The organism is Sphingomonas citri (genome assembly GCF_019429485.1).
GTDB lineage: Bacteria > Pseudomonadota > Alphaproteobacteria > Sphingomonadales > Sphingomonadaceae > Sphingomonas > Sphingomonas citri.
In genome coordinates this window covers 1709793-1735735 of record NZ_JAHXZN010000001.1, presented here as the reverse complement: position 1 = coordinate 1735735, position 25943 = coordinate 1709793, and the positions used below count along the sequence as shown (strand labels likewise).

Annotated in this window: 26 protein-coding genes; 7 read left to right on the top strand and 19 right to left on the bottom strand. The window is 70.3% G+C overall.

The window, feature by feature from the left end; genetic code table 11:
• Positions 1–103 precede the first annotated feature (103 nt).
• The 9 genes from lptG to obgE form a co-directional block, all read right to left on the bottom strand.
• Positions 104–1159 (bottom strand): LPS export ABC transporter permease LptG, encoded by a 1056-nt coding sequence (gene lptG, locus KZ820_RS07920; RefSeq protein ID WP_219748167.1) that lies wholly within the window; start codon positions 1157–1159, stop codon positions 104–106.
• Positions 1160–1194: 35 nt separating this feature from the next.
• Positions 1195–2373, bottom strand: coding sequence for an LPS export ABC transporter permease LptF (gene lptF / locus KZ820_RS07915; protein WP_219748166.1), 1179 nt, complete (start codon positions 2371–2373; stop codon positions 1195–1197).
• Positions 2374–2699: 326 nt separating this feature from the next.
• Positions 2700–4616 carry an ATP-binding protein gene (locus KZ820_RS07910; RefSeq protein ID WP_308462157.1) on the bottom strand — a complete coding sequence of 639 codons (1917 nt, stop codon included), beginning with the start codon at positions 4614–4616 and terminating at the stop codon, positions 2700–2702.
• 49 nt (positions 4617–4665) lie between these two features.
• The gene (gene spt / locus KZ820_RS07905; RefSeq protein ID WP_219747982.1) at positions 4666–5940 is read right to left on the bottom strand and encodes a serine palmitoyltransferase; all 1275 of its coding nucleotides are present in this window, start codon (positions 5938–5940) and stop codon (positions 4666–4668) included.
• A gap of 5 nt (positions 5941–5945) precedes the next feature.
• Positions 5946–6188 (bottom strand): acyl carrier protein, encoded by a 243-nt coding sequence (locus tag KZ820_RS07900; RefSeq protein ID WP_132910340.1) that lies wholly within the window; start codon positions 6186–6188, stop codon positions 5946–5948.
• 43 nt (positions 6189–6231) lie between these two features.
• Positions 6232–7137, bottom strand: coding sequence for an NAD-dependent epimerase/dehydratase family protein (locus tag KZ820_RS07895; RefSeq protein ID WP_219747981.1), 906 nt, complete (start codon positions 7135–7137; stop codon positions 6232–6234).
• Positions 7134–8237 carry a glutamate 5-kinase gene (gene proB, locus KZ820_RS07890; protein WP_219747980.1) on the bottom strand — a complete coding sequence of 368 codons (1104 nt, stop codon included), beginning with the start codon at positions 8235–8237 and terminating at the stop codon, positions 7134–7136. Before proB ends, KZ820_RS07895 begins: the two co-directional genes overlap by 4 nt.
• 35 nt (positions 8238–8272) lie before the next feature.
• Positions 8273–8827 carry a Uma2 family endonuclease gene (locus tag KZ820_RS07885; protein WP_219747979.1) on the bottom strand — a complete coding sequence of 185 codons (555 nt, stop codon included), beginning with the start codon at positions 8825–8827 and terminating at the stop codon, positions 8273–8275.
• Positions 8828–8853: 26 nt separating this feature from the next.
• Positions 8854–9906, bottom strand: coding sequence for a GTPase ObgE (obgE, locus tag KZ820_RS07880; RefSeq protein WP_219747978.1), 1053 nt, complete (start codon positions 9904–9906; stop codon positions 8854–8856).
• A gap of 120 nt (positions 9907–10026) precedes the next feature.
• Here obgE and KZ820_RS07875 point away from each other — a divergent pair, with 120 nt between their 5' ends.
• A complete protein-coding gene (locus KZ820_RS07875) occupies positions 10027–10470 on the top strand; it encodes a hypothetical protein (RefSeq protein ID WP_258047782.1) in 444 nt (147 codons plus the stop codon).
• A complete protein-coding gene (locus KZ820_RS07870; protein WP_219747977.1) occupies positions 10470–10820 on the top strand; it encodes a hypothetical protein in 351 nt (116 codons plus the stop codon). The genes KZ820_RS07875 and KZ820_RS07870 overlap by 1 nt, the downstream gene beginning before the upstream one ends.
• 141 nt (positions 10821–10961) lie before the next feature.
• On the opposite strand, the gene KZ820_RS07865 is transcribed toward KZ820_RS07870, so the two are convergent.
• Positions 10962–11321, bottom strand: a complete 360-nt coding sequence (locus KZ820_RS07865) for a glycine zipper 2TM domain-containing protein (RefSeq protein WP_219747976.1) — start codon at positions 11319–11321, stop codon at positions 10962–10964.
• A gap of 150 nt (positions 11322–11471) precedes the next feature.
• On the opposite strand from KZ820_RS07865, the gene KZ820_RS07860 reads away from it, so the two are divergent.
• The gene (locus KZ820_RS07860) at positions 11472–12437 is read left to right on the top strand and encodes an esterase-like activity of phytase family protein (protein WP_219747975.1); all 966 of its coding nucleotides are present in this window, start codon (positions 11472–11474) and stop codon (positions 12435–12437) included.
• Between the two features lie 69 nt (positions 12438–12506).
• Here KZ820_RS07860 and rpmB read toward each other — a convergent pair whose 3' ends face one another.
• Complete coding sequence (rpmB, locus tag KZ820_RS07855; protein WP_183921704.1) at positions 12507–12803, bottom strand: 50S ribosomal protein L28; 297 nt, start codon at positions 12801–12803, stop codon at positions 12507–12509.
• Positions 12804–12978: 175 nt separating this feature from the next.
• On the opposite strand from rpmB, the gene KZ820_RS07850 reads away from it, so the two are divergent.
• From KZ820_RS07850 to KZ820_RS07835, 4 genes are all read left to right on the top strand, one after another.
• A complete protein-coding gene (locus KZ820_RS07850) occupies positions 12979–13206 on the top strand; it encodes a hypothetical protein (protein ID WP_183921703.1) in 228 nt (75 codons plus the stop codon).
• A gap of 84 nt (positions 13207–13290) precedes the next feature.
• A complete protein-coding gene (locus tag KZ820_RS07845) occupies positions 13291–13725 on the top strand; it encodes a nucleoside deaminase (RefSeq protein WP_219748163.1) in 435 nt (144 codons plus the stop codon).
• Between the two features lie 157 nt (positions 13726–13882).
• On the top strand, positions 13883–14269 hold the full coding sequence (locus KZ820_RS07840) for a hypothetical protein (protein ID WP_219747974.1): 387 nt from the start codon (positions 13883–13885) through the stop codon (positions 14267–14269).
• Positions 14270–14347: 78 nt separating this feature from the next.
• Entirely contained in the window at positions 14348–14626 is a 279-nt protein-coding gene (locus KZ820_RS07835) for a DUF3297 family protein (RefSeq protein WP_219747973.1), read from the top strand.
• A 248-nt stretch (positions 14627–14874) separates the two neighbouring features.
• Here the strand turns inward: KZ820_RS07835 and KZ820_RS07830 are convergent, their stop codons facing one another.
• From KZ820_RS07830 to KZ820_RS07795, 8 genes are all read right to left on the bottom strand, one after another.
• On the bottom strand, positions 14875–16737 hold the full coding sequence (locus tag KZ820_RS07830) for an ABC-F family ATP-binding cassette domain-containing protein (protein WP_219747972.1): 1863 nt from the start codon (positions 16735–16737) through the stop codon (positions 14875–14877).
• Between the two features lie 79 nt (positions 16738–16816).
• Entirely contained in the window at positions 16817–17152 is a 336-nt protein-coding gene (locus tag KZ820_RS07825; protein ID WP_219747971.1) for a hypothetical protein, read from the bottom strand.
• 41 nt (positions 17153–17193) lie between these two features.
• A complete protein-coding gene (gene trhO, locus KZ820_RS07820) occupies positions 17194–18120 on the bottom strand; it encodes an oxygen-dependent tRNA uridine(34) hydroxylase TrhO (protein ID WP_219747970.1) in 927 nt (308 codons plus the stop codon).
• The gene (locus KZ820_RS07815; RefSeq protein ID WP_219747969.1) at positions 18117–18920 is read right to left on the bottom strand and encodes a LytR/AlgR family response regulator transcription factor; all 804 of its coding nucleotides are present in this window, start codon (positions 18918–18920) and stop codon (positions 18117–18119) included. The genes trhO and KZ820_RS07815 overlap by 4 nt, the downstream gene beginning before the upstream one ends.
• Positions 18920–20083: a sensor histidine kinase gene (locus tag KZ820_RS07810; protein WP_219747968.1), complete on the bottom strand. Its 1164-nt coding sequence runs from the start codon at positions 20081–20083 to the stop codon at positions 18920–18922. The genes KZ820_RS07815 and KZ820_RS07810 overlap by 1 nt, the downstream gene beginning before the upstream one ends.
• A gap of 97 nt (positions 20084–20180) precedes the next feature.
• The gene (locus KZ820_RS07805) at positions 20181–23477 is read right to left on the bottom strand and encodes a TonB-dependent receptor (protein WP_219747967.1); all 3297 of its coding nucleotides are present in this window, start codon (positions 23475–23477) and stop codon (positions 20181–20183) included.
• 190 nt (positions 23478–23667) lie between these two features.
• Positions 23668–24909, bottom strand: a complete 1242-nt coding sequence (locus tag KZ820_RS07800; protein WP_219747966.1) for an ABC transporter permease — start codon at positions 24907–24909, stop codon at positions 23668–23670.
• Positions 24906–25820: an ABC transporter ATP-binding protein gene (locus KZ820_RS07795; protein ID WP_219747965.1), complete on the bottom strand. Its 915-nt coding sequence runs from the start codon at positions 25818–25820 to the stop codon at positions 24906–24908. The genes KZ820_RS07800 and KZ820_RS07795 overlap by 4 nt, the downstream gene beginning before the upstream one ends.
• Between the last annotated feature and the right edge of the window lie 123 nt (positions 25821–25943).

Below are 25943 nucleotides of genomic sequence, written 5' to 3'. Positions count from 1 at the left end.
TCGATCGTGTTCCTGCGGACGCAGGAACCCAGCGCCACGAAGGTCAACGTCCGCCGCCCCCCACTCCAGCGTGCGCAGGAGCACGGGGCAGCGACCGCGCCTCTTACTCCTCCGTCCGCAGCAGCACCGCCTCGCCGATCAGCAGGAACAGCAGAAAGGGCGCCCAGGCGGCGAGGAAGGGCGGGTAGGCGCCGAGATTGCCCATCGCCAACGCGAACTTGTCCGCCATGAAATAGGCGAAACCGAGCGCCATGCCGATCACCGCGCGGACGAACAGCGCGCCCGATCGTGCGATGCCGAACGCCGCCACCGCGCCGAGCAGCGGCATCAGCACCGAGGACAGCGGGCCGGAGAGCTTGTGCCACAGCACGCCCTCGAGCGACTTGGTCGGCCGCCCCGCCTCCTCCAGGTCGGAGATCGCGGCGCGCAGCCCGGTGAACGACAGCGCGTCGCCGTCGACGTTGGCCAGCGTGAACTGGTCGGGGGTGACGCCGCGCGCCACCACGACCGTGCCGAGCGAGGTGAGCGCGCCCGAGGCGACGTCGAAGCGCTTGGCCGGCCATACCTTCCAACCGTCGCCTTGGCGCAGGCCGTTGGGTGCGGTGATCAGTCCGCGCAGCCCGCCGTCGGGGTTGCGCTCGTACACGGTGATACCGCCGAGCCGCGCCGCCTCGCCGCGCCCGCTGATCCGGTCCGCCGAGATCAGGTTGTTGTCGGCGCGTACCCAGACGTTGGCACGGTCGCCGCGGTCGAGCGGCATCGCGCCGTAATTGACCTTCTGCCACGCGCTCAGCTCGGCGGTGGCGCGGCTGACGATGCGGTCGTTGAACGCGAAGGTGACGAGCGCGATGCCGACGCTCGCGATCACCAGCGGCGCCAGCACCTGGTGCGCCGACAGCCCCGAGGCCTTGAGCGCCACCACCTCGCTGTTGGCGTTCATCGTGATCAGCGTCAGCACGGTGCCGAGCAGCACCGAGAAGGGCAGGAAGGTGGAGATGATCTGCGGCGCGCGCAGCGAGACGTAGCGCCACACCTCGGCGTCACCGTTGCCCGCGGTGCCCAGGATCCGCCCGCTCTCGCTCAAGAGGTCGAGCGTCTGCAGCACCAGCACCAGCCCGAACAGGATGCCGAAGGTGCGCGTGAGGAACAGCCGAGCCATGTAGATGGCGACGGTGCGTGAGGGGAAGAAGGCGCTCACGCGCGCGCCTCCTTGCGCCGGCGACCCGGCAGGTAGCGCGCGATCGCCTGCCACGCCTTGCCGAAGAAGCGCTCGAGCGCGCCGATCGGCTGGCCGCCGGGGACATAGGCGAGCGTGTAATACATCCACAGGATCAGCGCGCCGAACAGCAGGAACGGCACCCACAGCGCGATCAGCGGGTCGACCGCGCCGCGCTCGCCCACCGCCGCGGCATATTGGTTGATCTTGTGATAGGTCACCACCATCACGATCGACAGGAACACGCCCAGCGCCGAGCTGGATCGCTTCGGCGGCACGCCGAGCGACACCGCGAGCAGTGGCAGCAGGAACATCATCGCCACCTCGACGACGCGGAAGTGGAACTCGGCGCGGCTGCCGTCGCGCTGCGCCTCGCTGGCGTTGCGCGCATGGCCGAGCTGGGCGAGCTGGGGCAGCGTATATTCCAGGTTCTTGCCGCCGCGCGTGCGGAAGCTCTCGAAGCGCGGCAGGTTGATCGGCAGGTCGTGCGAGCTGAAGGTCAGCACGCGCGGCGTCGGGAAATCGGGGCGATTGTGGATCAGCGTGCCGTCGGTGAGGCGAAAGATGATCACGTTGGGATCGTCGGTGGCGAGGAATTGCCCGGTCTCGGCGGTGACGCCGGCCCAGTCGTTGCGCGGCGTCAACGCGTGGAGGAAGATGCCCGAGAGCCGCCGTCCGCTGTCCTGGCTGCGCTCGATCCGCAGCGTGATGCGGTCGCCCAGATGGGTGAACTCGCCCACCTTGATCGAGGCGCCGAGCGCGCCGGTGCGCAGCTCGAAGCGCAGCTTCTCGTAATTGTAGCGCGCCAGTGGCTGGACGTAGCCGACGATCGCGATGTTCAGCGCGGCGAGGATGATCGCGTACATATAGGGCACGCGCAGCAGCCGCGAGTAGCTCATGCCGACGCCGCGCATCACGTCGAGCTCGCTCGAGGTCGCGATGCGGCGAAAGGCGAGCAGCACGCCCAGCATCAGCCCGATCGGGATGCCCAGGCCGAGATATTCGGGGAGCAGGTTGGCCAGCATCTTCCACACCACGCTGACCGGGCCACCCTGGGTGATGACGAAGTCGAACAGGCGGCCGATCCGGTCGAGGATCAGCAGCATCGAGGCGATCAGCAAGGTGGCGAACAGCGGCAGCGCGATCAGCCGGGCCATGTAGCGGTCGATCGAGGTGAACAAGGTGCGGCGCTGCCCCGTGGCGTCGGGCGGTGAAGGCCCTGGTGAGGCTGCGGCTATACGGGGCCGCGGCGCGCGCGTCAGCAGCGAAAAGCGTGGCGGTGCACGGGAATGTGGGGCGGTGATGGGCTCAGCTCCGCGCCTTCAAGGGGAGAGGTCCCGCGCCCGGAGGACGTGGTGGAGGGGGCCCTCCGCGCGGTACGTACTCCGTTCAGGCTGCTACCTCGGCGCGTCGCGTCTGCGGACCGCCCCCTCCACCAGGCTTCGGCTGGTCTCCCTCCCGTGCCGGGGAGGATTTCGCTTCCTCACGCCGCCGCGCGCGTTTCCGCCGGTGCGGCCGCGGCCTGCGCCACCGCGCGCTCCAGCCCCGCGAGCGTGAAGGGCTTGCGCAGCACCGGGCGGCCGCCGAGGTCGATCGCCTCGTCGGCGCCGCCCGCGAAGCCGGTGACGAACAGCACCGGCACGCCCGCGTGGGTCGCGGCCAGCTCGGCGACCATCTCGGGGCCGGTCAGCGTCGGCATCAGCACGTCGGAGAGTATCAGGTCGACCCGGTCCATCCCGGCCAGCAGTGCGGCGGCGCGCGTCGGGTCGTCGCACGCGCGGGGATGATGCCCCAGCTCGCTGAGCGCATCCATCGTCGCGGGCAACACGCGCGGGTCGTCCTCCACCACCAGGATGTGCAGGCCCGCCGGGTTCTGCACGGGCGCGACCGGCGCCGCGGCGACGGGCATCGGCGGCGCGGACGAAGCGGGTCGCGCGCGCTCGCGCGGCAGCAGCAGCGTCACCGTGGTGCCGAGCCCCACCACCGAATCGACCGACACGTCGCCGCCCAGCCCGCGCGCGAAGGAGAAGACCTGGCTCAGCCCCAGGCCCGTGCCCTTGCCGACCGGCTTGGTGGTGAAGAAGGGCTCGAACACGCGCTCGACCACCTCGGGCGTCATGCCGCAGCCGGTATCGCTCACCGCGAGCGCGACATAATCCTCGCCGGCAACGGTGCGGCGCAGCGCGCGGACGGTGAGCGTGCCGCGCCCCTCCATCGCGTCGCGCGCGTTGACCGCGAGGTTGACCAGCGAGTTCTCCAATTGCACCCGGTCGGCGCGCGTGCACCAGCCGTCGCTCTCGTCGCCGAAGCGAACCGTGACGCCGTCGCCCAGCGTCCGGCCGATCAGGTCGGCGAGCCCCTCGAACAGCGGCGCGGCGGCGATCGGCTCGGGGTTGATCGCGGTCTCGCGCGCGAAGGCGAGCAATTGCTGGGTCAGCGCCGCGGCACGCTGTGCGCCGTCGTGCGCGCTGGAGAGATGGCGCGCGGCCGTCTTCGGATCGATCGTCACGGCGCGCTGCGCCAGCTCGATCCCGCCCAGCACGACCGCCAGCATATTGTTGAAATCGTGCGCGATGCCGCCGGTCAGCTGGCCCACTGCCTCCATCTTCTGGATCTGGCGCAGCCGCGCCTCCTGTGCGCGCAGCTCCTCGGTGGCCTGCGCCACCGCGCTGGCGAGCTCCTCCGCACGGTCGCGCTGCGCGTCGGCCTCCGCGCGCGCCACGGCATGCTCGGACAAGGCCGACACCACCGCCCAGCCGAGCCAGATCACCCCTACTACCAGCAGCAGCCCGAAGGCGGCGAGCACCTTGGCGATGATGCTGGATCGCCGCACCGAGGCCTGAGCATGGCTGGTGCGCGCCTCGAGCAGCACGCGCTCCTCGGCCACCAGCGCATCGAGCCCCTCGTTGATCCGCGTCAGCGAGCCGGCCTTGCTGCTGTGGTAGAAGCGCGCCAGCGCCTGATTGTTCTTGCGGTAATTGGTGTTGAGCGCGGTGAGCGCGAGCTCGTCGCCGCGCTCGCGGAAGGCGTCGCGGATTCCGGCGAGATGACGTGACTGGATGGCATTGTCGTGCGTCAGCTTCTCGATCCGGTCGATCGTCTCGTCGGCGCGGCGCCAGTCCTCGAAATAGAGCCGCCCGAGCTGCTGGTCGCCCGAGATGACGTAGCGGCCCAGCGATGCCTCGGAACGCGCGATCGTGCCCTGCAGCGTGCGGACCAGGATCATCACGTCGTAGCTGTGGCGTTGCGCCGCCAGCGCGTCGTCGCGGCGGTGATTGGCCTCGCGCAATGTCAGCAGCAGCGCGGCGAGCACCGCGACACCCAGCAGGCCCATCACCCACAGGGCGATCGTCCCCCAGGTGGAGGTCGGGCCTCCGCGCTCGGCGTCCTCGTCGGTCACCGGCGGCGGTTTACCGCCGTTTACCTTACCAAAGGTTAAAGCGCCCGGCTCAGGTCGCCGCGATCGCCCCGACCTGCTGACCCGCCGCGGCGAACATCGCGACCACGCGGTCGATCTGTTCGGCGCTGTGCTCGGCGCAGATCGAGCAGCGCAGCAGGAATGTGCCCGTCGGCGTCGCGGGCGGACGCGCGACGTTGACGTACAGCCCGGCCTCGAGCAGCCCCTGCCACATCGCCACCGCCTGTTCCTGGTCCTCCAGGATCACCGCGACGATCGCGGAGTCGGGCGCGTCGGTGCCGAGCCGGAAGCCGAGCGCCTTGAGCCCGCCGTGCAGCCGCCGCGCATTGTCCCACAGCCGCGCGCGCTTCTCGTGCGCGTGCATCAGCTTGCGCACCGAGGTCGCGGCGGTCGCGACCACCGACGGCGGCAGCGAGGCGGTGAAGATATAGGGGCGGCAGGACAGGCGCAGCGCCTCGAACTTGGGATGGTTGGAGATGCAGAAGCCGCCGACGGTCCCGACCGACTTGGAGAAGGTGCCGATCACGAAATCCACGTCGTCGCCGAGCGCCAGGCCCAGCTCCTCGTAGACGCCGCGGCCGTGTTCGCCGAAGAAGCCCATCGAGTGCGCCTCGTCGACCAGCACCATGCAGCCGTGCTTGCGCGCCACCGCGACCATCTCGCGCAGCGGCGCGATGTCGCCCAGCATCGAGTAGACGCCCTCGAGCACCACCAGCTTGCCCGGCTCCTTGGGCAGGCGGCCGAGCCGCTTGTCGAGGTCCTCGACCGAGTTGTGGCGGAAGCGGACGATCTCGGCGTCGCCCATCTTGCAGCCGTCGTAGATCGAGGCGTGGCTGTCGGCGTCGAGGATGACATATTCGCCGCGCCCGGCGATCGTCGAGATCACGCCGAGATTGGCCTGATAGCCCGTGGAGAAGACCATCGCGTGCGCGGCACCGTAGAACTCGCGCAGCGCGTCCTCGGCGTCGACATGGTCGCGGAAGGTGCCGTTGAGCATGCGGCTGCCGTTGGTGCCGCTGCCGAACTGCTCCAGCGCGCGCTTACCCGCCGCGATCACGTCGGGGTCGAAGGTCATGCCCATGTAATTGTAGGTGCCGAGCAGGATCGTCTCCTGCCCGCGGATCACCGCGGTGGTGGGCGAGCGCACCTCCTCCATGACGATGCCGAAGGGGTCGCGCACGCCCGAGGACATCAGCTTGTCGCGCTCGGCGATCAGCGGGTCGAACTTGGCGAACAGGTCGCGCGCGGTCGGCGCGGGCGCGACGGTCTCGGGCAGCGCCTCGGGCTGGAGGCCGGTCTCGGTCATCGCGGTCAGCCCCGCAGCTTCTCGACCGCGTCGGCGAGCTGCCCCACGGTCTCGATCTCGGCCTGCATGTTCATCGTGATGATGATGTCGAACTCGTCCTCGATCGCGGCGACGAAGTCCATCACGGTGAGCGAGTCCCACTCGAGGTCGCCCTGGAAGGTGGTCGCCTCGGTGATCTCGATGCCCTTCTTGTTGAAGGGTTCGATCTGCGCGCGGAGCGTGTCGAGGATCGTGCTGCGGTCGGTCATAAGCTCGGCTGTGGCCTTGAAATGCGGCGGATGTCGGGCCGCGCTATAGCAGCCCCTGGGCGCGATACCATCGCGCCGTGCCGGCCAGCCCCTCCGCCGCGCCGATCCGTGCGCGCCACAGCTCGGGCGGGGGCGCCTTGGCGGGATCGGCGGTCCAGTCGGGGTGAACCATATAGGCGACGCGGTCGGCGGTGAGCTTGGCATTGGCGCCGCGGAACAGCGCGTCACCGCGCGCGGCGAGGCGGAGCAAGGCGGCGGGCAGCGGCAGCGGCAGCGCGCGGCGGCCGATCGCGGCGGCGATCGCGCGCGCGAACTCGGTGTAGCGCAGCGCGCCGTCCGGGCTGGCAGGCTCGTAGGTGGCGTGCGCACCCGTTCCCGGCTGCTCGGCGAGGGTGAGCAGCAACCGCGCGAGGTCATCGACGTGGACGATCGAGAGCCGGCCGTTGGGGGGCAAGGGCACGACGCCGCGCCGCGCCGCGCGGAACAGGTCGCGCTGTTCCATGTCGCCGGGGCCGTAGACGCCGGGCGGGCGGACGATCGTCCAGTCGAGCCCGCTCTCGTGCACGATCGCCTCGGCACCGGCCTTCGACCAGCCATAATTGGAGAGCGTCGGCTCGCGCGCGGCGAGCGAGGAGACGTGGACGAAGGGGGCGACGCCCCACACCTTGGCCGCCTCGACCACGGCGCGCGTACCCTCGATGTTGGCGGCGGCGAAACCGGCGCGGTCGGGCGCGTTCACCGCGCCGGCGACATGGACCACCGCGTCCGCGGTCGACACCAGCTCCGAGAGCGCCGCCGCGTCGTTCAGCGCGCCGCTCACCCAAGTCACGCCCTCGCGCCCGGTCTGCGCCCGCCGCGCCAGCGCGCGCACCTGATGTCCCGCGGCGAGTGCCTGCTTCATTAGCGCGCCGCCGACGAAGCCGGTCGCCCCGGTGAGTGCCAGGATCACAGCAGCGCCATATGGTTGCGGTGGACCAGCGCGGCGCGCGGGGCATAGCCGAGGATCGCCGCCTGCTCGTCGCTGCGCCTCCCGAGCAGCTTCGCCGCCTCGCCCGCGTCATATTCGGCGAGGCCGCGCGCGATCGTCCCCGCCGGCCCCTCGATGGTGACGAGATCGCCGCGCGCGAACTCCCCCTCCACCCGCGTGACTCCGGCGGCGAGCAGGCTGCGGCCCTCGGTCAGCGCGCGCGCGGCGCCGGCGTCGACGTGGAGCGCGCCGCGCGCCGTCAGCCCGCCGGCGAGCCACGCCTTGCGCGCCGGCGCGGCGCGCTCGGCGACGAAGAGCGTGTGCCGCGCCGCGGCCGACAGCGGCGCCTCGGCGCGCCCCGAGGCGATCGCCAGCGCCGCCCCGGCGGCGTTGGCGATCCGCGCCGCCGCAATCTTGGAGACCATCCCGCCCGAGCCCATCCCCGAGGCCGAGCCGCGGTCGGCCATCGCCTCGATCGCGGCGTCGATCCGCTCGACGCGTGCGATGTGCCGCGCGCCGGGCAGCGCGGGGTTGCGGTCGTACAGGCCGTCGACGTCGGAGAGCAGCACCACGCCCTGCGCCGCCGCGGCCTGCGCCACGCGCGCGGCGAGCCGGTCGTTGTCGCCGAAGCGGATCTCCTCGGTGGCGACCGAGTCGTTCTCGTTGATCACGGGCACGACGCCGAGCTGAAGCAGGCGGTTGAGCGTGGCGGCGGCGTTGAGGTAGCGACGCCGCTCCTCCAGGTCGCCGAGCGTGACGAGCATCTGCGCCGCGGTCAGCCCGCGTGCGCCGAGCACCTCGGCCCACACGCCGGCAAGTGCGATCTGCCCGGTCGCCGCGGCGGCCTGCGCGTCCTCCAGGCTGGCGCGTCCGCCCTTGGCGAGCCTGAGCCGGCGCGCGCCGAGCGCGATCGCGCCCGAGGAGACGACGGCGACCTGCTGCCCGGCGGCGACTCGCTCGGCGATGGCGGCGGCGATCGTCTCGAGCCAGGCGCGGCGCACGCCCCCGGCGTCGTCGACGAGCAGCGCCGAGCCGATCTTGACGATCAGGCGCGGGCAGGCGGCGGGCGGGAACAGAGACATGGCGCGGCGAGCGGTAGCGCGCGCGTGCGCCGGGCTCAATCGCGCGCGAAGATCTCGGCGTGGGGGAGGGTGAGGCTCAGCGCGGGCAGGGGGAGGTCGACCGGCGCGTCATGCGCGACGTCGCTCCACGCGCGCGGCCCGGTGCGCTGCAGCACGCGCAGGCGCTCGGCCGCGATGTCGACGAACACGATCGTGTCGACGCTGGGCAGGGCTTTGTACTCCTCCAGCTTGACGGTGAGATCGGTGCTGCCGGAGAGCACCTCGAAGAGGATGCGCGGGTCGGTGAAGGCCTTGGCAGCGTCGAACGCCGGATCGTTCTTGCCGCAGAAGACGGCCACGTCGGGGAAGCGGACCGACAGATCATGGGTCCGCGTCGCCATGTCCGCATTGTAGGGGGAGCAGCCGCTGCCACGGAGTCGCGAGCCGAGCGCCAGGAAGATGTTCCCGCTTACCCGGGCATGGCGCGCCGACCCGCCGGCCATCATGCGCACGACGCCGTTGTCCAGCTCCGCCTTGTCTTCCCCGAAGTCCATTTCGAGGAAGCGGTCGGCGGTCAGCTGCGGGTAGTCGGGCGTGATCTGCGTGGCCATGACTCCCTTATAGACGTCGCCTTATTCTACCCTCGCAGCGGCGACCATTCCAGCGCTTCCTCCTCGCCGTCGTCGTCGACCGGCGACCCGCTCGTCGGGATCGCCTCGAGCAACTTGTCGAGCGCCCAGTCGACGCCGACGCCGCTCGCGCCCGAGAGCGGGATCACCTCGGCGCCGCTCGCTTCCTCCAGCTCCGCCGAGAGCGCCGCGATCAGCTCGTCGTCGAGCGTGTCGATCTTGTTGAGCGCGACCACCACGGGCTTGTCCTCGAGCCCGCCGCCATAGGCCGCCAGCTCGTCGCGGACGATGCGATAGCTCTCCGCCACGTCCTCGTCGTTGGCGTCGATGAGGTGGAGCAGCACGCGGCAGCGCTCGATATGGCCGAGGAAGCGGTCGCCGATGCCCGCGCCCTCGGCGGCGCCCTCGATCAGCCCGGGGATGTCGGCGACGACGAACTCGCGCATCTTGTGGCGCACCACGCCGAGCTGCGGGCGGGTCGTGGTGAAGGCATAGGCGCCCACCTTGGCCTGGGCGTTGGTGACCTGGTTGATGAAGGTCGACTTGCCCGCGTTGGGCAAGCCCACCAGCCCCGCGTCGGCGAGCAGCTTGAGCCGCAGCCACACCCAGGCCTCCTCGCTGGGCCAGCCGGTGCCGTGCTGGTGCGGCGCGCGGTTCGTCGAGGTCTTGTAGCTGGCGTTGCCGCGCCCGCCGTCGCCGCCGCGCAGGAACACGATCCGCTCGCCCACCTTGGTGAGATCGGCCAAGAGCGTGCGCTCCTCGTCGTCGGCGAGGATCTGCGTGCCGACGGGCACCTTGATGACGAGATCCTTGCCGCCGCCGCCGGTGCGATTGCTGCCCGAGCCGCCGGTGCCGCGCGGGGCGCGGAAATGCTGGGTGTAGCGGAAGTCGATCAGCGTATTCAGCCCGGCCACCGCCTCGAAGACGATGTCGCCGCCCTTGCCGCCGTCGCCGCCGTCGGGGCCGCCATATTCGATGAACTTCTCGCGCCGGAAGCTGACCGCGCCGGGGCCGCCCGCGCCCGAGCGCACGAAGATCTTTGCCTGATCGAGGAAATGCATGGCGCGCTCCGTACCGCGTCGCGGCGGCTAAAGCGACAGCGTCGTGGCCGCGGGTTGCCGGCCATGCCGCCGTCACCGTAGGAGCGGGCGAGGGCGCACGGGGCGTCGGTGGAGCGAGTCTTGGTCGACAGCAGCTGGAATCACGGCGGAGTGGCGGGCCAACGCCGCGAGGTCGCCACAAGCGCCGACGAGCGCGCCCGGTCGAGCGAGGCGCGCGCCGCGGCACGGGCCGAGGCGATGACCGCGCGACTCGAGTCGCGCGCGGCCGCGCGCGAGGCGCAGGCGCAGGAGCGCGAGGCGGCGCGCCGCTCGCGCCGCGAGGCCGCGGCGGCGTTGGCCGAGCGCGACCCGCATCGCGCCGCCGCCGAGCGCAAGCGCGGCTCGGGGCGACGCGACGTGGTGCGCCAGGACCGCGACGTCAGCGGCTACGCCACGCTGGTCGACGGCGAGCGGATCCGCACGCTCGCGGCGCGCGGCGCGAGCGTCGCCGGGCTCGCCGCGGTGTTCGGCCTGGGTGAGGACGAGATCGCGCGGGTGCTCGCCGCGGCCGAGGAGGAGGCGTGATGGCGGCGGCGTGGGACGGCGCGGCGGTGCGGACCTGGCTGGAGCGCCGGGTCGAGGCGGCGCGCGTCGACCAGGTCACCGCCGAACGCCACGGCCGCGACCGTCACGACGATTGCGACCAGGCCGCGGCCGAGGAGATGGTGTGCGCGGCACTGCTGCGCGGCGGCGCCAGCGATGCCCAAGATTCGCTCATCGCCGCGCTCAAGGCGTTGCAGGACAAAGACGAGTTCATCTGGCGCGGCGTTTACGACGATCGCAAGTTCGACCGTCACGCGCGCGGACAGATCCGCAAGCTGATGAAGATGGCGAAGACCAACACCGGGTTCGAGCGACTCGGCCATTACCAGTGAGGCAGCCGCCGCGCGTGACAAGACTACGGGTCCGGCACCCGAAGGTACCGGACCCGCGCCCTCCTACTCTACGCGAGGGAACTCGTGGCGGTCGGGACGGCAAGGCCGCTCGGCCACGCCCGCCCCTGTAACCGCAAGAAGTTAACGGCAGTACCGCGGGTTGTTCGACTTCTCGATCGCGTTGCCCGCCACCGCGCCGCCGACGCCGCCGAGCACCGTGCCGAGCGTGCGGTCGCCGCGCGAGTCGATCACCCGGCCGAGTAGGCCGCCCGCGATCGCACCGACCACCGTGCCGGTGGTGCCGCCCGAGCAGCGCTGGTTGTAATTGTACCGGCGCGAGTCGCCGCGGCGGTCATAGTCGCGGTAGCTGCTGCGATCGTAGCGATAGTCACGATAGTCGCGGTCATAGCGGCCGTAACGCTGCGCGTCGGCGGCGGTCGGTGCGATCGCGGCGGTACCCATCGCGAGCGCGGCGCCAGCCAGAGCGAGATTCTTGAACATCTGTCATCTCCCGTTTGCTTGTTCCGGTCGGCGGGGCTCCCCGTCGATGTTGCGGTTATGCTCGAGTCGCGTTGAGCCGACCCTGAATGCGCCCGTTATCGAAGGTTCATCCTCCTTTCCCCCGCGGCACGCCTCCCGTAGAGCGCCGCGATGCGCTGGTTCCTCTCCCTGCTCGCGGTGCTGCTGCTGGTGCCGGGCTGGGCCGGCGAGGCGCGGCTGCCGGTCCTCTCGTCCGACGCGACGGTGCGGGCGCGGTGGCTCGCGCCGTCGGGCGGGTGGCCGCGACGGATCGGTCTGCTCGAACCGGTCGGCGCGCTCTCGCTCAGCTCGGACGATCACGCCTTCGGCGGCTATTCGGCGCTGGCGCTGAGCGGTGACGAGGCGGTGCTGCTCAGCGATGGCGGCCAGTTCCTCCGCCTCAGCATCGCGGGCCGGCACCTTCGGAAGCGCGCGATCGTCACGCTGCGCGACGGGCCCGGCACCGGCTGGATGAAAGAGGATCGGGACACCGAGTCACTGGTGCTCGATCGGAGCAGCGGCGTCGTCTGGATCGGCTACGAGCGTGTGAACGCGATCTGGCGCTATGCCGCAGATCTCCAACACGCTCTGGGCTCGGTGGCGCCGCGACCGATGCGTTACTGGGGCGCCAATACCGGACCCGAATCGCTGGTACGGCTCAATGACGGCCGCTTCCTCGTCATCCAGGAAGGCTGGCGCGGCATGGTTGAGCCGCGCAACGCGTTATTGTTCGACGGCGATCCGACCGTGTCCGGCGACTATGGCAGACCGTTACACTATCGCCCGCCCGAGGGCTTCGCGCCGAGCGACGCCGCGGTGCTGCCCAACGGCGACGTGCTGGTGCTCAACCGGCGCTGGCACTTTCCACCGCTGCGATTCGAATCGGTGCTGGTGCGGATCGCGCGCGACTCGATCCGTCCCGGCGCGCTGCTCGCCGGACCGGTGGTGGCCGATCTCAGCCCGATCATGGCGCGGGAGAATGCCGAGGGTATCGCGGTGACGATGGAGCGCGGCGCGACGATGATCTGGGTGGTCACCGACAATGACATGTCACGCTGGCGCCCGACCGTGCTCGCCAAGTTCCGTTGGCTCGGCTGAGCCGCGCACGCGAAGCGGCCCACCGTCACGGGGACGGCGGGCCGCGATCGATCGGATCGGAGAAGCGGATCAGGCCGCGACGGCGGCGGCGCGCTTCTTCACGATGTCGCGCTTGAGGCGGCGCGCCTTGAGCGACAGCTTGTCGTCCGAGGTCTTGACCAGCCAGTTGTCCAGCCCGCCGTTGTGCTCGACCGAGCGCAGCCCGTGGGTCGAGACGCGCAGCGACACCGAACGCTCCAGCGCGTCCGACAGCAGCGTGACGTTCTGCAGGTTGGGCAAGAACGTACGCTTGGTCTTGTTGTTGGCGTGGGAGACGTTGTGCCCCACCTGCCGGCCCTTGCCGGTCAGCTCGCAGATGCGCGACATGTGATCGATCCTGAATATCGGTTGCCCGGAAAGTGGGGCGCGATAGCCCGCGGCGGCCGATCGGTCAAGCGATCACGCGATCGGCCAAGTCGGGCCAGCGGCAACCTCGCTCCCGGCGGCGCGTTGTAGCGGCACAAGCGTTGTTGCGCTAACGTACCGATCGGGAGGATATCACATGCGCATGCTGCTCGCTCTGGTGGGGATCGCGGCCCTCGTGCTGCTCGCCGCGATGATGCTGGGGTTCGTCAAGTTCGATCAGACGCAGACCGCGCAGCTGCCGCGGCTCGAGGGCGGGCAGGCACCCAAGTTCGAGGCGGACGTCGCCAAGGTCAGCGTCGGTACCGAGAACAAGACCGTCGAAGTGCCCAAGGTCGACATCCAGAAGCCCGGCGAGCAGCGCTGAGGCGTCGCCGCGCCGCGCCGCTCGGGCTGGCGGAGGCGCTCGCCGCGCGCTAGGCGCGCCGGCATGTTCCCGCTGCCTCCCGCGATGCGTCAGGCGCTCGACGCCGCGCGCGACGCCGCGGCGCGCGGCGAGGTGCCGGTGGGGGCCGTGGTGGTACGCGGCGACGAGGTCGTCGCCGTTGCGGCCAACGCGCCGCGCGCGCTGTGCGACCCAACGGCGCACGCCGAGGTGCTCGCGATCCGCGCCGCCGCGCGCGCGCTCGGCCGCGACCGGCTGGAGGATTGCGACCTCTGGGTCACGCTCGAACCCTGTGCCATGTGCGCCGGCGCGATCGCGCACGCGCGGATCGCGCGGCTCTATTATGGCGCGGACGACGCCAAGGGCGGCGCGGTGGAGCACGGGCCGCGCTTCTTCGCGCAGCCCACCTGTCATCATCGCCCGGAGGTCTACGCCGGCATCGGCGCGGGTGAGTCGGCGGCGCTGCTCCGGGGCTTCTTCTCGACCCGGCGCGCGAGCTGAGCGATCGCGTGCGGTCTGCCCCAACGCGGCCGCCACCTAGACGCGCGATGAATGTCACATTCCGGCACGGTTCAGCGCGACTCGTCTAACGACCGCAACAGGCTCGCATCACTCTGCGTTGGACCCATCATGCGAACCGAGTTGAGGAGGTCTTGAGATGTCGGGACTGTGGAAGAAGGCCGGGCTCGCCACCGTGCTGGCGGCGACCGCGCTCACCAGCGCCGCGCCCGCCGAGGCGCAGCGCTACTGGCGCCATCGCGATCGCGGCGGTGACACCGCTGCGGGCGCGCTGATCGGCGGCGTGATCGGGCTGGGGCTGGGCGCGGCGATCGCGTCGAGCAACAACCGTGACCGCTATTACGACCGCTATGACCGCGGCTATTACGCCGATCGAGGCTATTATGACCGCGGCTATTACCCGGCGCCGCCGCCGCGCGTCTATTACCGCGAATATGCCCCGCCGCCGCGGGCCTATTACTACGAACCGCGCGGCTATTACCGCGACTATTACCGGCCGCGCGGGTACTACGGCTACGGCTACTGACGCACCGGGCGGCGCGGGAGCGATCCCGCGCCGTTTTTTGTTGGCCTGCGCGCGCGGATTGCGGCATGGCGCCGCGCCATGACCGACACGCCTCCCGACCATCTCTCGATCGATCCGTCGAGCCCGCACTTCGACCAAGCCGCGCTCCAGCGCGGGGTCGGCATCCGATTCAAGGGCGTGGAGCGCCGCGACGTCGAGGAATACAGCATCTCCGAGGGCTGGATCCGCGTCGCGCTCGGCAAGAAGGTCGATCGCCACGGCCGGCCGCTGACGATCAAGCTCACCGGCCCGGTCGAGGCCTGGTTCGAGCGCGGCGGTGAGGCGGAGGGCGCGGAGGAAACGCGCGAGGGCGAGTGACGTACGCTTAAATCCTCCCCTACAAGGGGAGGGGACCGCGCCCGAAAGGCGTGGTGGAGGGGTGTCGCACGCGGTGAGCCGAGCGACACTCACCGGCCGCGACGCCCCTCCGTCAGCGCTGCGCGCTGCCAGCGCGGGCTTTGGCCTGCCCCCGGCAGGCCAAGATCGTCCGGGGGCACGACCTCGCCCGCGCTCCCCTTGCTGGGAAGGATCTAGCCCTCCCCTTGCAGGGAATGATCAACGCCCCCTCAGTTCGCGCTCTCCAGCGTCTCGCTCGCCTCCATCCAGCGCAGCTCGACCGTGTCGAGCACCGCCTGCACGTCGCCGCGCATCCGGCTCAGCTCGCCCATCGCCTTGCCGCGCCAGCGCGGGTCCGCGCCGCTCGGGTCCGCCATCGCGCGCTCGATGCCCGAGCGCTCCGCGGTGAGCCGCGCGATCTCCGCCTCCAGCTCGCGCACCGTCTTGCGCAGCGCGGCGTCGCGGTCGCGCCGCTCCGCCGCGGCTTTCTTGTCGGCCTTGCGCTCGGCCTTGCTCATCCCCGGCTTGGCGGGATCGCCCTTCAGCACGAAGGCGATGTAATCGTCGAGGCTGCCGTCGAACTCGCGCGCGGTGCCCTCGTCGACCAGCACCAGCCGGTCGGCGGTGAGCTCCAGCATGTGGCGATCGTGGCTGACCAGCACCACCGCGCCCGAGTAAGCGTTGAGCGCCTGCACCAAAGCCTCGCGCGCGTCGACGTCGAGGTGGTTGGTCGGCTCGTCGAGGATCAGCAGGTGCGGCGCCTCGCGCGTGATCAGCGCCAGCGCCAATCGCGCGCGCTCACCGCCGGAGAGCTTGCCGACCTTGGTGGTCGCCTTGTCGCCCGAGAAGCCGAAGCGCCCGAGCTGCGCGCGCACCGCGGCGGGCGTGGCGCCCCTCATGATGCGCGTCATATGCTCGAGCGGCGTGTCGTCGGTGTCGAGCTCCTCCACCTGATATTGCGTGAAGTAGCCGACCTTCATCTTCGGGGTCGCGTTCATCGCGCCCTCCAGCGGGGTCAGCTGCGCCGCGAGCAGCCGTGCCAGCGTGGTCTTGCCGTTGCCGTTGCGCCCGAGCAAAGCGACGCGGTCGTCGGGGTCGAGCCGCAGGTTGAGCCGCTTGAGGATGGGCGTCGCATTATAGCCGACGCTGGCGAGATCGAGCGTGATCAGCGGCGGGCGCAGCTCGCTCGGGTCGGGGAAGCCGAACGACAAGGTCGGGTCGTTCGCCATCTCCGCGATCGGCTGCATCTTGGCGAGCATCTTCTGCCGGCTCTGCGCCTGTTTGGCGGTGGAGGCGCGGGCGGAGTTCTTGGCGATATAGGCCTGCAGCTTCTCGCGCTGCGCCGCCTGGTTGGCGCGCGCCGCCTCGAGCTGCGCCATGCGCTCGGCGCGCTGGCGCTCGAACGCGTCATAGCCGCCGGGATAGAGCGTGATCTTGCCGCCCTGGAGGTGGAGGATATGGTCGACGACGTTGTTGAGGAAGTCGCGCTCGTGGCTGACCACGACGATCGTCGCGGGATAGCCCTTGAGGAAATCCTCCAGCCACATCACCGCCTCGAGGTCGAGGTGGTTCGAGGGCTCGTCGAGCAGCAGCAGGTCGGGCTGGGAGAAGAGCAGGGCGGCGAGCGCGACGCGCATCTTCCACCCGCCCGAGAAGCTGTCGAGCGGGCGCTGCTGCATTTCCTCGTCGAAGCCGAGCCCGATCAGGATCTGCGCGGCGCGGGCGGGGGCGGTGTAAGCGTCGATCGCGATCAGCCGCTCGTAGACGTCGCCGAGCCGGTCGGGATCCTCGCAGTTCTCGCTCTCGAGCATCAGCGCGGCGCGTTCGAGGTCGGCGGCGATCACCGTGTCGAAGGGGGTGGCGTCGCCCGCGGGGGCCTCCTGCGCGATATAGCCGAGCCGCGCGCCCTTGGGCATGTCGGCCGAGCCGTCGTCGGGCTCGAGCTGGCCGGCGATGACGCGCACCAACGTCGACTTGCCCGCGCCGTTGCGCCCGATCAGGCCGACGCGGCTGCCGGGCGGCAGTGCCGCGGTCGCGCCGTCGAGGATCGTGCGCCCGCCGAGGCGCACGGTGATGCCGTTGAGGTTGAGCATGCGCGCGCGTCTATCGCATCGCGGGCGGGGCGGAAAGGTGGGTTGGATGGGGCGGCGGCAGACCTCACCCTTCTCCGCACTAGTTCGATCCGGCAGGCGACCGGCCGCGCCACCCGCCGGCTAGCGTGGCGGCACCGATCGGAGCAAGCGCGAGCGCCGCGAGCATCAACGGCGCGATGGGCGAGATCATCGGCTGGCGGCTCGTCAGCCACATGACAGGCCACTGCGCGAAGGTGACGATCACTCCGGCGCTCCAGCCGCGCTGCCGCAACCAGCACCCGGCGAGCGCCGCCACCGCGACCGACGCCGGATACCAGAGCCGCCAGTAGTTCCTGCCATCCCACGGCTCCGCGACATCGTCGATGCGGCAGACGAGCAGCCAATAGGCCAGGGTGCCGATCAGCAGCGCGATCAAGCGCCATCGCCGCCGCCAACCGGAGAGACCGCCCGCCGGCATCACCCCTCGAATCGCCGCCCGACATGCGCCTCGCCGCGCGACTCGGCGAGCCGCTGCTGGCGGTGGCGCTCGGCGTAGCCGGCGCGTTGCGTGTCGTCGCGGGACGCATGGCAGGCGGGACAGCTCACCCCCTCGACGTACAGCGGCGACGCGTGATCCGCCGCGCTCACCGGCATGCGGCAGGCGTGGCACAGCAGGTGCGTCCCCGGTGCCAAGCCATGGCCGACCGCGACCCGCTGGTCGAACACGAAACATTCGCCCGACCAGCGGCTCTCAGCGGCGGGCACCTCCTCGAGATAGCGCAGGATGCCGCCGTCGAGATGGTGGACCTGCTCGACCCCCTCGCGCCGGAGCAGCGCGGTCGACTTCTCGCAGCGGATCCCGCCGGTGCAGAACATCGCCACGCGCGTCTTGCCCGCCAGCAACGTGTCGCGGTGCGCCCGGAACCAGGCGGGGAAGTCGGCGAAGCTCGCGGTGCCTGGGTCGACCGCGCCGGCGAAGCTGCCGACGCGCACCTCATAGGCGTTGCGCGTGTCGATCACGAGCGTGGCGGGATCATCGATCAGCGCGTTCCACTCGGCCGGCGCGACATGATGGCCGGCCTCGGTGAGCGGATCGACGGGCTCGCCCATCGTCACGATCTCGCGCTTCACCTTGACCTTGAGCCGGTGGAACGGCGAGGCGTCGGCCCAGCTGTGCTTGAGCGACAGCGCCCCGCCCGGCAGCGCGCGGATCGGCGCGAGCAGCCGGTCGAGCGCCTCGGGCGCGCCCGCCACCGTGCCGTTCACCCCCTCGCTCGCGAGCAGCAGCGTGCCGCGCACGCCGCCCGCGCGCGCGAGCTCCAGCAGCGGGCCACGCAGCGCGTGCGGGTCGTCGAGCCGCGCGAAGCGGTAGAGCGCGTCGACGCGGACGGGCGCGTCGCTCAATGGACGAAGCGCGCCACCACGTCGCGGTAGCTGCGGCTCACCTTCACGCTCGCGCCCGAGTCGAGCACCAGGAAGCACTCGCCGTTGGTGTGCGGCTTGACCTGCTTGACGAGGTCGAGATTGACGATGGTCGAGCGGTGGATGCGCTGGAACCGCCGCGGGTCGAGGCGCTTCTCGAGGTCCTTCATCGTCTCGCGCAGGATCAAGGTGTTGTCGCCGGTGTAGATGCACATGTAATCGCCCGCGGCGTCGATCCGCTCGATCGTGTCGACGTCGACGCGGAAGATCTGGCCGCGATCCTTGATGTTGATCATCTTCTCGAAGCGGCTGGCGTTGACCGCGTCGCCGCCACCGTCGCCCATCTCGGCGGCCGCCTGCGGCGCGTGCTCGGCGAGCACCTCCTTGAGCTTTTCCGCCTCGCCGACGCTCTGCCGCTCGGACAGCCGCTGGCGCACGCGGTCGAGCGTGTCGGCGAGGCGCGCCTCCTCCACCGGCTTCATCAGATAATCGGTCGCCTGCGCCTCGAAGGCGCGGATCGCGTGATCGGAATAGGCGGTGACGAACACGAAGAGGGGCGGCTCGACGTCCATCAGCCCCTGCACCACCGAGAATCCGTCGAAGCCCGGCATCTGGATGTCGAGAAAGACGAGATCGGGCTTGTGGGTCTTGATCGCGCTGATCGCCTCGCGCCCGTTCTGGCACTTAGCGATGATCTCGACGTCGTCGTGCGCCGCGAGGCGGAGCTCGAGCCCCTGGATCGCGAGCGGCTCGTCGTCGACGAGAATGGTACGAATGCTCATCACACCTCTCTATTCGGTACGTCGCGCTGGTACGGGATCTCGATCTCGACCCCGAACCCGCCCGTCGGCATGGCCCGCACATCGAAGCGGTGGTCAGGCCCGTAGGCCTGTGCCAGCCGCTCCCTGATATTGGCGATGCCGACGCCGGTGGAAAGGCTTGGCCGCGATTTGGTCGGCATCAAGCCCGGACCGGTGTCGGATACGCCGAGCAGCACCCTGTCGCCGACGAGCCGCGCGGTGACGCAGATTTCCGCGCCGTCCTCCTGCGGCGTGACCGCATATTTGATCGCATTCTCGACCAGCGGCTGGAGCAGCAGCGACGGCAGCCGCGCCTTCTCCACGCCCGGATCGACCTCGAATTTCGGGCGCAGCCGCTCCTCGAAGCGCATCTTCTCGATTTCGAGGTACAGCTTGAGCGTCTCGATCTCCTGCGCGACGGTGACGTGCGCGGTCGGCTCGTTGGCGAGCGTGTAGCGCAGGAACGAGCTCAGCCGCGACAGCATCGCGTTGGCGCGCTCGGTCTGCTTGAGCAGCACCAGCGTCGAGATCGAGTTGAGCGTGTTGAACAGGAAATGCGGGTTGAGCTGGTAGCGCAGCATCGCCAGCTGCGCGCTCGAGGCCTGGTTCTCGAGATGCTCCATCTGATCGATCTGGTCCTCGACGATCAGGTAGAAGTTGATGCCGAAATACAGCGCCGACCAGCCCGCCAGCACGGTGAAGTTGAGGAACAGGGTGGCGAGCAGCACCGACAGGTCGATGCCGGGCGCGGCGAGCTTGATCAGGCTGAACGAGAAAGCGTCGAGCGTGGCGTACAGGAAGGTCGCGGCCGAGAGCGTGAAGATCGACAGCATGATGCCCGTCACGCGCGGCAGCCGGCGGTAGAAGCCGTACAACGTCGAGAGCAGCAGCGTGATGCAATAGCCCACGATCGACTCGATGATCACCGGCACGATCGATTTCAGCGTGAAGCTGACCGACAGCGACGAGACCGAGCGCAGCAGCATGTAGCCGGTCCAGCCCGCCGCCTGGAGCTTCCAGAAGGCGGCGGCCTTGTCCTCGAAGAAAGGGCGCACGAACAGCTGGCGCGCCGGGGAGGCGACGCTGGTCGCGGTCGGGACGTGGGCGGTGGGCGCGGGGGGCGCGTGGGTCGCGGAGGTCGCCATCGCGGCCTCCTCTACACCCGCGAACCGCTTGGCGCAAAAGGAAGGCCGCCGCCCCGGGCTGGGGCGGCGGCCTGAGTAGGTCGATCGGGCGGCTCGTTTAGAAGGTGAAGCGGGCGCCGACGCGGATCGTGTAGAGCGACTGCGACGCATAGATCGTGTCGCTCGGCGTCGCGTTCGGCAGCGAGTAGCGATACTGGGCGCAGGTGTTGCTGCCCACCGTCACGCAGCTCACCCGCGCCGCCACCGCGGTATAGGGGAACTGATACTCGCGGATCTGACCCCAGTTCTTGTTGAGCAGGTTGGTGAAGTTCTCGATATCCGCGAACACCTCGAAGCGCGAGTTGCCCACGAAGGTCGGGATCTCCTGGCCGACGTGCAGGTCGATCCGGGTGAACCACTTGGAGTTGAACGCGTTGCGCGGCGCGATCTTGCCGCGGTACTTGGCCAGCCCCGAGTCCTCGAAGAACTGGTTGAGCGTCGCCGCGGTGGCCGGGCTGTCGTACGAGACCAGCGGATCGTCGATCCCGGTCGGCACGTACATCAGGTAGCGCGAGTTCGAACCGGTGGTGCCGAAAATCGCGCTGCGCCCGCTCGACGTGTCCTGCATCGTGTAGCTGTACGGGCGACCGATGCGGGTCTCGCCGAACAGCGACAGGCGGGTCTTGTAGTCGCCCACGAAGGCGTGATCGAACGTCACGTCATATTTGAAGTTGTGACGCACCTCGTCGTTCGACGTGCCATAGGCCGCGCCATTGGCGTCGAGGAAGGCGCCGTTGGCATAGTTCGAGCCGGCGGTCGACGAGGTCGCCGGGGTGCGATCCTTGATGTTCTGATAGGTGTAGCTCGCGCCCAGGTAGAGACCGAAGTCGAACTGCTTGTTGATTCGCGCGACGCCGACGTAGCTGCGGCCGCGACCGGTGTTGGTGAGCAGGATGTCGTTGAACGTGTCCGTCGGCGTGGTCAGCGAGGCGTAGCGGACGCGACCGTCCGGGGTACGCGCCGCGGTCGGAACCGAGCGGATGTCGGTCCAGAACACCTGGTCGCGCACGTCCGACCAGAAGAAGTCGCCGCCGAAGGTCCAGCCGCCGCCGAGGAACTGCGGCGTATAGTCGAGCGACAGCGTGCCGCGCCACTGCGACGGCAGGCGGAAGTTCGGCGCCACCGCGTTGGTCGCCGCCGCCGAGACGCCGCCGGCCAGATAGGTGTTGGCCGCGGTCGGGATCGTCCCACCGTTGACATTGCTCAGGATCGCCTGGCCGACCGCCTGCGACGGCAGGCCGGTACCTTCGTACGTGCCGTTGTTGATCTGGCGCACGTCGATCACGTTGGACGCGATGCCCGTGTTGGAGAAGCTGTTCGACGTGTAGACGTCGGGCGCGCCGCCGCCGAAGATGCCGATGCCGCCGCGAAGGCTGATCTCACGCACCGGCTTCCAGTCGAACCCGAAGCGCGGCTGGAACAGCCCGCGGCCGGACAGGAATTCCTGGTTGGTGAAGCCGTAGCGCTGGGTAAAGGTGGCGTTCAGCGGCGGTCGGCTGTGGCTGCCGTACAGGTCGTAGCGCATGCCATAGGCGAAGTTCAGCGTCGGGGTGATGCTCCAGACGTCCTGCACGCCGAAGGCATATTGCCAATAGTTGAACTGCGCCGCGGCGTTGTTCGGATCGAGCGACGGCACCGCGTTGGTGTAGCCGAAGCGCTGCGCGTTGCCCGCCTGGAAGTCCGCCAGCGAATCGAAATAGTAGGAGCCGGTGGTGCCGGCGCGCGGGTTGGATGAGCTGAGGAAGGCGTTGAACACGTCGACATGCTGGATGTCGGTGAAGATGCGCAGGTCATGGCCCTCGCGGGTCACGCGGGCCTGGAGCGTGCCGCCCCAGGTCTCGGTGCTGAGCGCGTTGAATTGACGCGATACGTCTGGACCGAACGAGACCGTGGCGTAGCCCGGCGCGCAGTTGAGCGAGGCGCCGGCGCCCGCGGCACCCGGGTTGGCGCGGTCCGACGTGGGTGCGGTGCAGACGCGCATCTCGGCGAAGCCGCGGCCCTGCAGCGGGTCCTGGATACGCGTGTACTTCTTGTAGAAGCCGCGCGCCTCCGTGGAGAAACTGTCCGACCAGTCCGAGTTCAGCTGGATCACGCCGGTGTGCAGCTTGTTGCCCTGGAGATAGGCGTTCGACGCGAGCCCGAGGCTGGGCGAGCTGGGATTGGCGCTGGTGTTGTTGGTGAGGACGATCGAGTCCTCGGCGTAGCTGTAGGTCAGCGCCAGCCGCTGCGTGTCCGAGAGGTTGGCGTCGATCCGCGCGACGAGGCGGTCGTCCTTGTCCTGGTTGCTGCTCACGACGCCGCCGGTGTCATAGCCGTAGCGTGACTGCGCGATCGCCGAGACGTTGTTGATGTCGGCGAGTGACAGGTTGGGGATGGTGGTGCCGGCGTTGGCGTCGCTGGGACCCTCGGCGATCGGGCGCGGCGCGCGCAGGCGCTCGCCCGCGACCATGAAGAACAACCGGTCCTTGATGATCGGGCCGGAGAGCTCGGCGCCGTAATTCTCATACTTGTAGTTGGGCAGGATCACCTCGCCGGAGGGCACACCCGGGCCCGCCTTGGTCTTGGTGCCGCTCAGCTCGTCCGCCGAATAGGAGTAGAAGCCGGTGCCGTGGAACTCGTTGGTGCCCGACTTCAGGATGACGTTGACGACGCCGCCCTGAAAGTTGCCCTCGCGCACGTCATAGGGCGCGACCTTGGTCTGGAACTGGCCGATCGCGTCGAGTGGGATCGGCGAGCGGCGGCTCGGTAGGCCGTCCGGGTTGAGGCCGAAATTGTCGGTGATCGGCACGCCGTCGACGGTGAAGCGGTTGAAGCGCGCGTTCTGGCCCGCGAAGCTGACCGCACGGCCGCCGCTGGGCGTGTCATCGAGGCGGGCGAGCGGGTCGCGGCGCATCAGGTCGCGGATGTCGCGGTTGACCGAGGCGATGGTGCCGATCTTCTCCGCGTTGAGAACGGTGGCCGGGCCCTGGCTGACGGTACGCGCGCTCGGGATCGAGGCCGCGGTGACGACGATGTCGGTGCCCTCGGCGGTCAGCTCAATCGGAAGGTCGAAGGTCTGCGCGACGATCGTGGTCACGTCGGTGACGGTGGTGTCGGCATAGCCAGTGGCGCGAACCGTGATCGAATAGGGGCCGCCCGGACGCAGGCCGGTGGCGTTGAAGCTGCCCTTGGAATCGGTGGTGGTGGTCGAGCGCGTGCCCGAGGGAACGTTGACGACCTCGACGGTCGCGCCGGCCACCGGGGCGCCGTCGCCCGTCACGGTGCCGCGGATCGTCGAGGTGGTTTCCTGCGCCATGGCGGCGGCGGGCGCGACGAGTGCGACCAGCGCCGCGCCTACGAGAAGGTTGTTTCGCATCGGATGATGTCCCCTATGGCGCATGGCCTGGTGCGCGACGGAATTCGTCGTCGTTGGGCGCGCCGATGACCTCCGATTATGTCTCTTACATGACAGCGGAAAGTGCTTTCGTCCGGCGCTGCAACACTGTCGCCGAGCGTTGCATAAATGCGACAGCGAGGATGCCGTATACGGTTCCCGCCGGGCCGTTTCAGCGCCGTCGCAGTAGCCGCTTCCACGCCGGCGTCGGGCTGCCCGACTGGAGCACGCCGCGACGGAACAGCCGCGCACCGACGGTGATGAAGATCGCCACCCACAAGGCCTGCCAGGCCAGCGCGGCGGCGTGCGGCCACAGCGCCGAGTCGCTCGCCGCGCGGCCGGCCATCGCGAACGGCGAGGACAGCGGGAACAGCTCGGCGATCGTCGCCACCCAGCTGCCCGGATGCGACACCGCCGCCGAGGAGAGCGCGAACATCGCCACCTGGATGATCGTGATCGGCAGCGACAGCATCTGGATCTCGCGCATCGTCGCCGCCTGCGCGCCGACGCCGAGGAAGACCGAGCCGAGCAGCAGATAGGCCATGGTGAAATAGCCGCCGAACAGCAGAGCGAACATGCCGCCGCCCACCGCGGGTGCGAGCGTGCGCAGCGAATCGCCGATGTCGCCGGGCAACAGCGCGCCGAGCTGGCTGATCACCACGCCCCAGAAGGTGACGAACAGCACCGCCACGCCGAACATGCCGACGAGCTTGCCCAGGAACACGCTCTCCAGCGGCACCGCGGCGGCGAGCACCTCGATCACCTTGTTGTTGCGCTCCTCCGCCATCGTGCCGGCGACCTGACCGGACAGGAACAGCGTGAGGAAGAAGATGCCGAAGACCGCGAAGAAGCCGGTCGCCTTGCGCACGCCCTGCGACGGCGCGCTGGTCCGCACCGCGGTGAGCGTCGCCGCCGCGGGCGCGGTGCCGGCGCGCTCGGCCAGCGCGGCGTCGCGCGCGAGGCCGGCGAGATAGCGCGCGCCGCCGCGGTTGCCCGCGGCGTAGAGCACCGCGGGGCGGTCGAGCGAACCGTAGAGCACCGCGGCGACGTCGACCGTATCGCGGCCGTGCGCGCCCGCGGCGAGCGTCGCGGCGGCCTGGCGCGCGGCGTCGGCGGCGGGGACGCGCGCCTCGATCTGTGGCTGGCGCGAGTCGCCGGCGAGCAGCGGTCGCCAGCGCGCGTCGGCGTCGAGCACGCGCCGCGCCGCCGTCGCGGGCAGCAGCACCACCAGCCGGGTGCGCGCGGCCGAACTGTCCGACGCACTCGCCGCCCCCATGCCGCCAACCGCGCCGAACGACGCCATGATCAGCGGCGCGAACAGGAACAGCAGGAAGATCGGGGTGAAGACGGTGGCGACGAAGTCGCGGCGCGCGATCGTCAGCGTCTGGCGGAGCTGGCGACGAAGCTGGGTCACGCGCGCGCCTCCTGCTCGCCGACGACCCGCACGAACGCCTCGTGCAGCCCCGGGCGCTCGATCGACAGGCCGGCGATGCCGTGCCCGGCCGCGATCAGCCGGGTGAGCACCGCCTCGATCCCGTCGGGAGGCAGCTGGAAGCGCCAGCCCTCGCCGTCGCCGCGCGCGTCGGCGGGGAGCAGCGCGGCGATCGCCGCGTCGGCGCGGTGCGGCACGTAATGGACGTGCTGCGGCAGCAAAGCGCGCGCCTCGTCGACCGTGCCCTCGAAGCGGCGCTGCCCGCGCGCGATGATCGCGAGCCGGTCGCACAGCCGCTGCGCGTGCTGCATGACATGGGTGGAGAAGAGGATGGTCGCGCCGCGCGCCTGCTCGGCGCGGATCAGCGCTTCCAGCCGCTCCTGGTTGACCGGGTCGAGCCCGGAGAAGGGTTCGTCGAGCACGAGCAGGTCAGGGCGGTGCACGACCGCGCCGAGCAGCTGGACCAGCTGCGCCATGCCCTTGGAGAGCTTGCGGATCTTGCCGTCGATCGCGTGGCCCAGCCCGGCCGCCTCGAGCAGCTCGGCGGCGCGCGCGCGGCCGGTGCGCCACTCCAACCCGCGCAGTGCGCCCATGAAGGCGATCGCCTCGCGCGCGGTCATCGAGGGATACAGCCCGCGCTCTTCGGGCAGGTAGCCGACTCGGTCGCCGACGTCGCGCGGGGCGTCGCTGCCAAGGAGGCGGCGCCGGCCTGAGTCGGGCTCGATGATGCCGAGCAGCATGCGCAGCGTCGTGGTCTTGCCCGCGCCGTTCGGGCCGAGCACGCCGTAGATCGCGCCTTCGGGTACCACCAGATCGACGCCGTCGACCACGCGCCGCGCGCCGTAGCGTTTCACCAGCGCCTCGGCACTGACCGCGATCCCGTTATCCGCCACCCGACGCCCCCTTGTCGCGGCCGAGCCTAGGCGAGCGCGCGCGCCAGGGCCAGCGGGGAAGGGATGGCTGCTCGCGCGCGTGCGTGCTCCAGACCGATCCTCCCCGCTTGGCGGGGAGGGGGG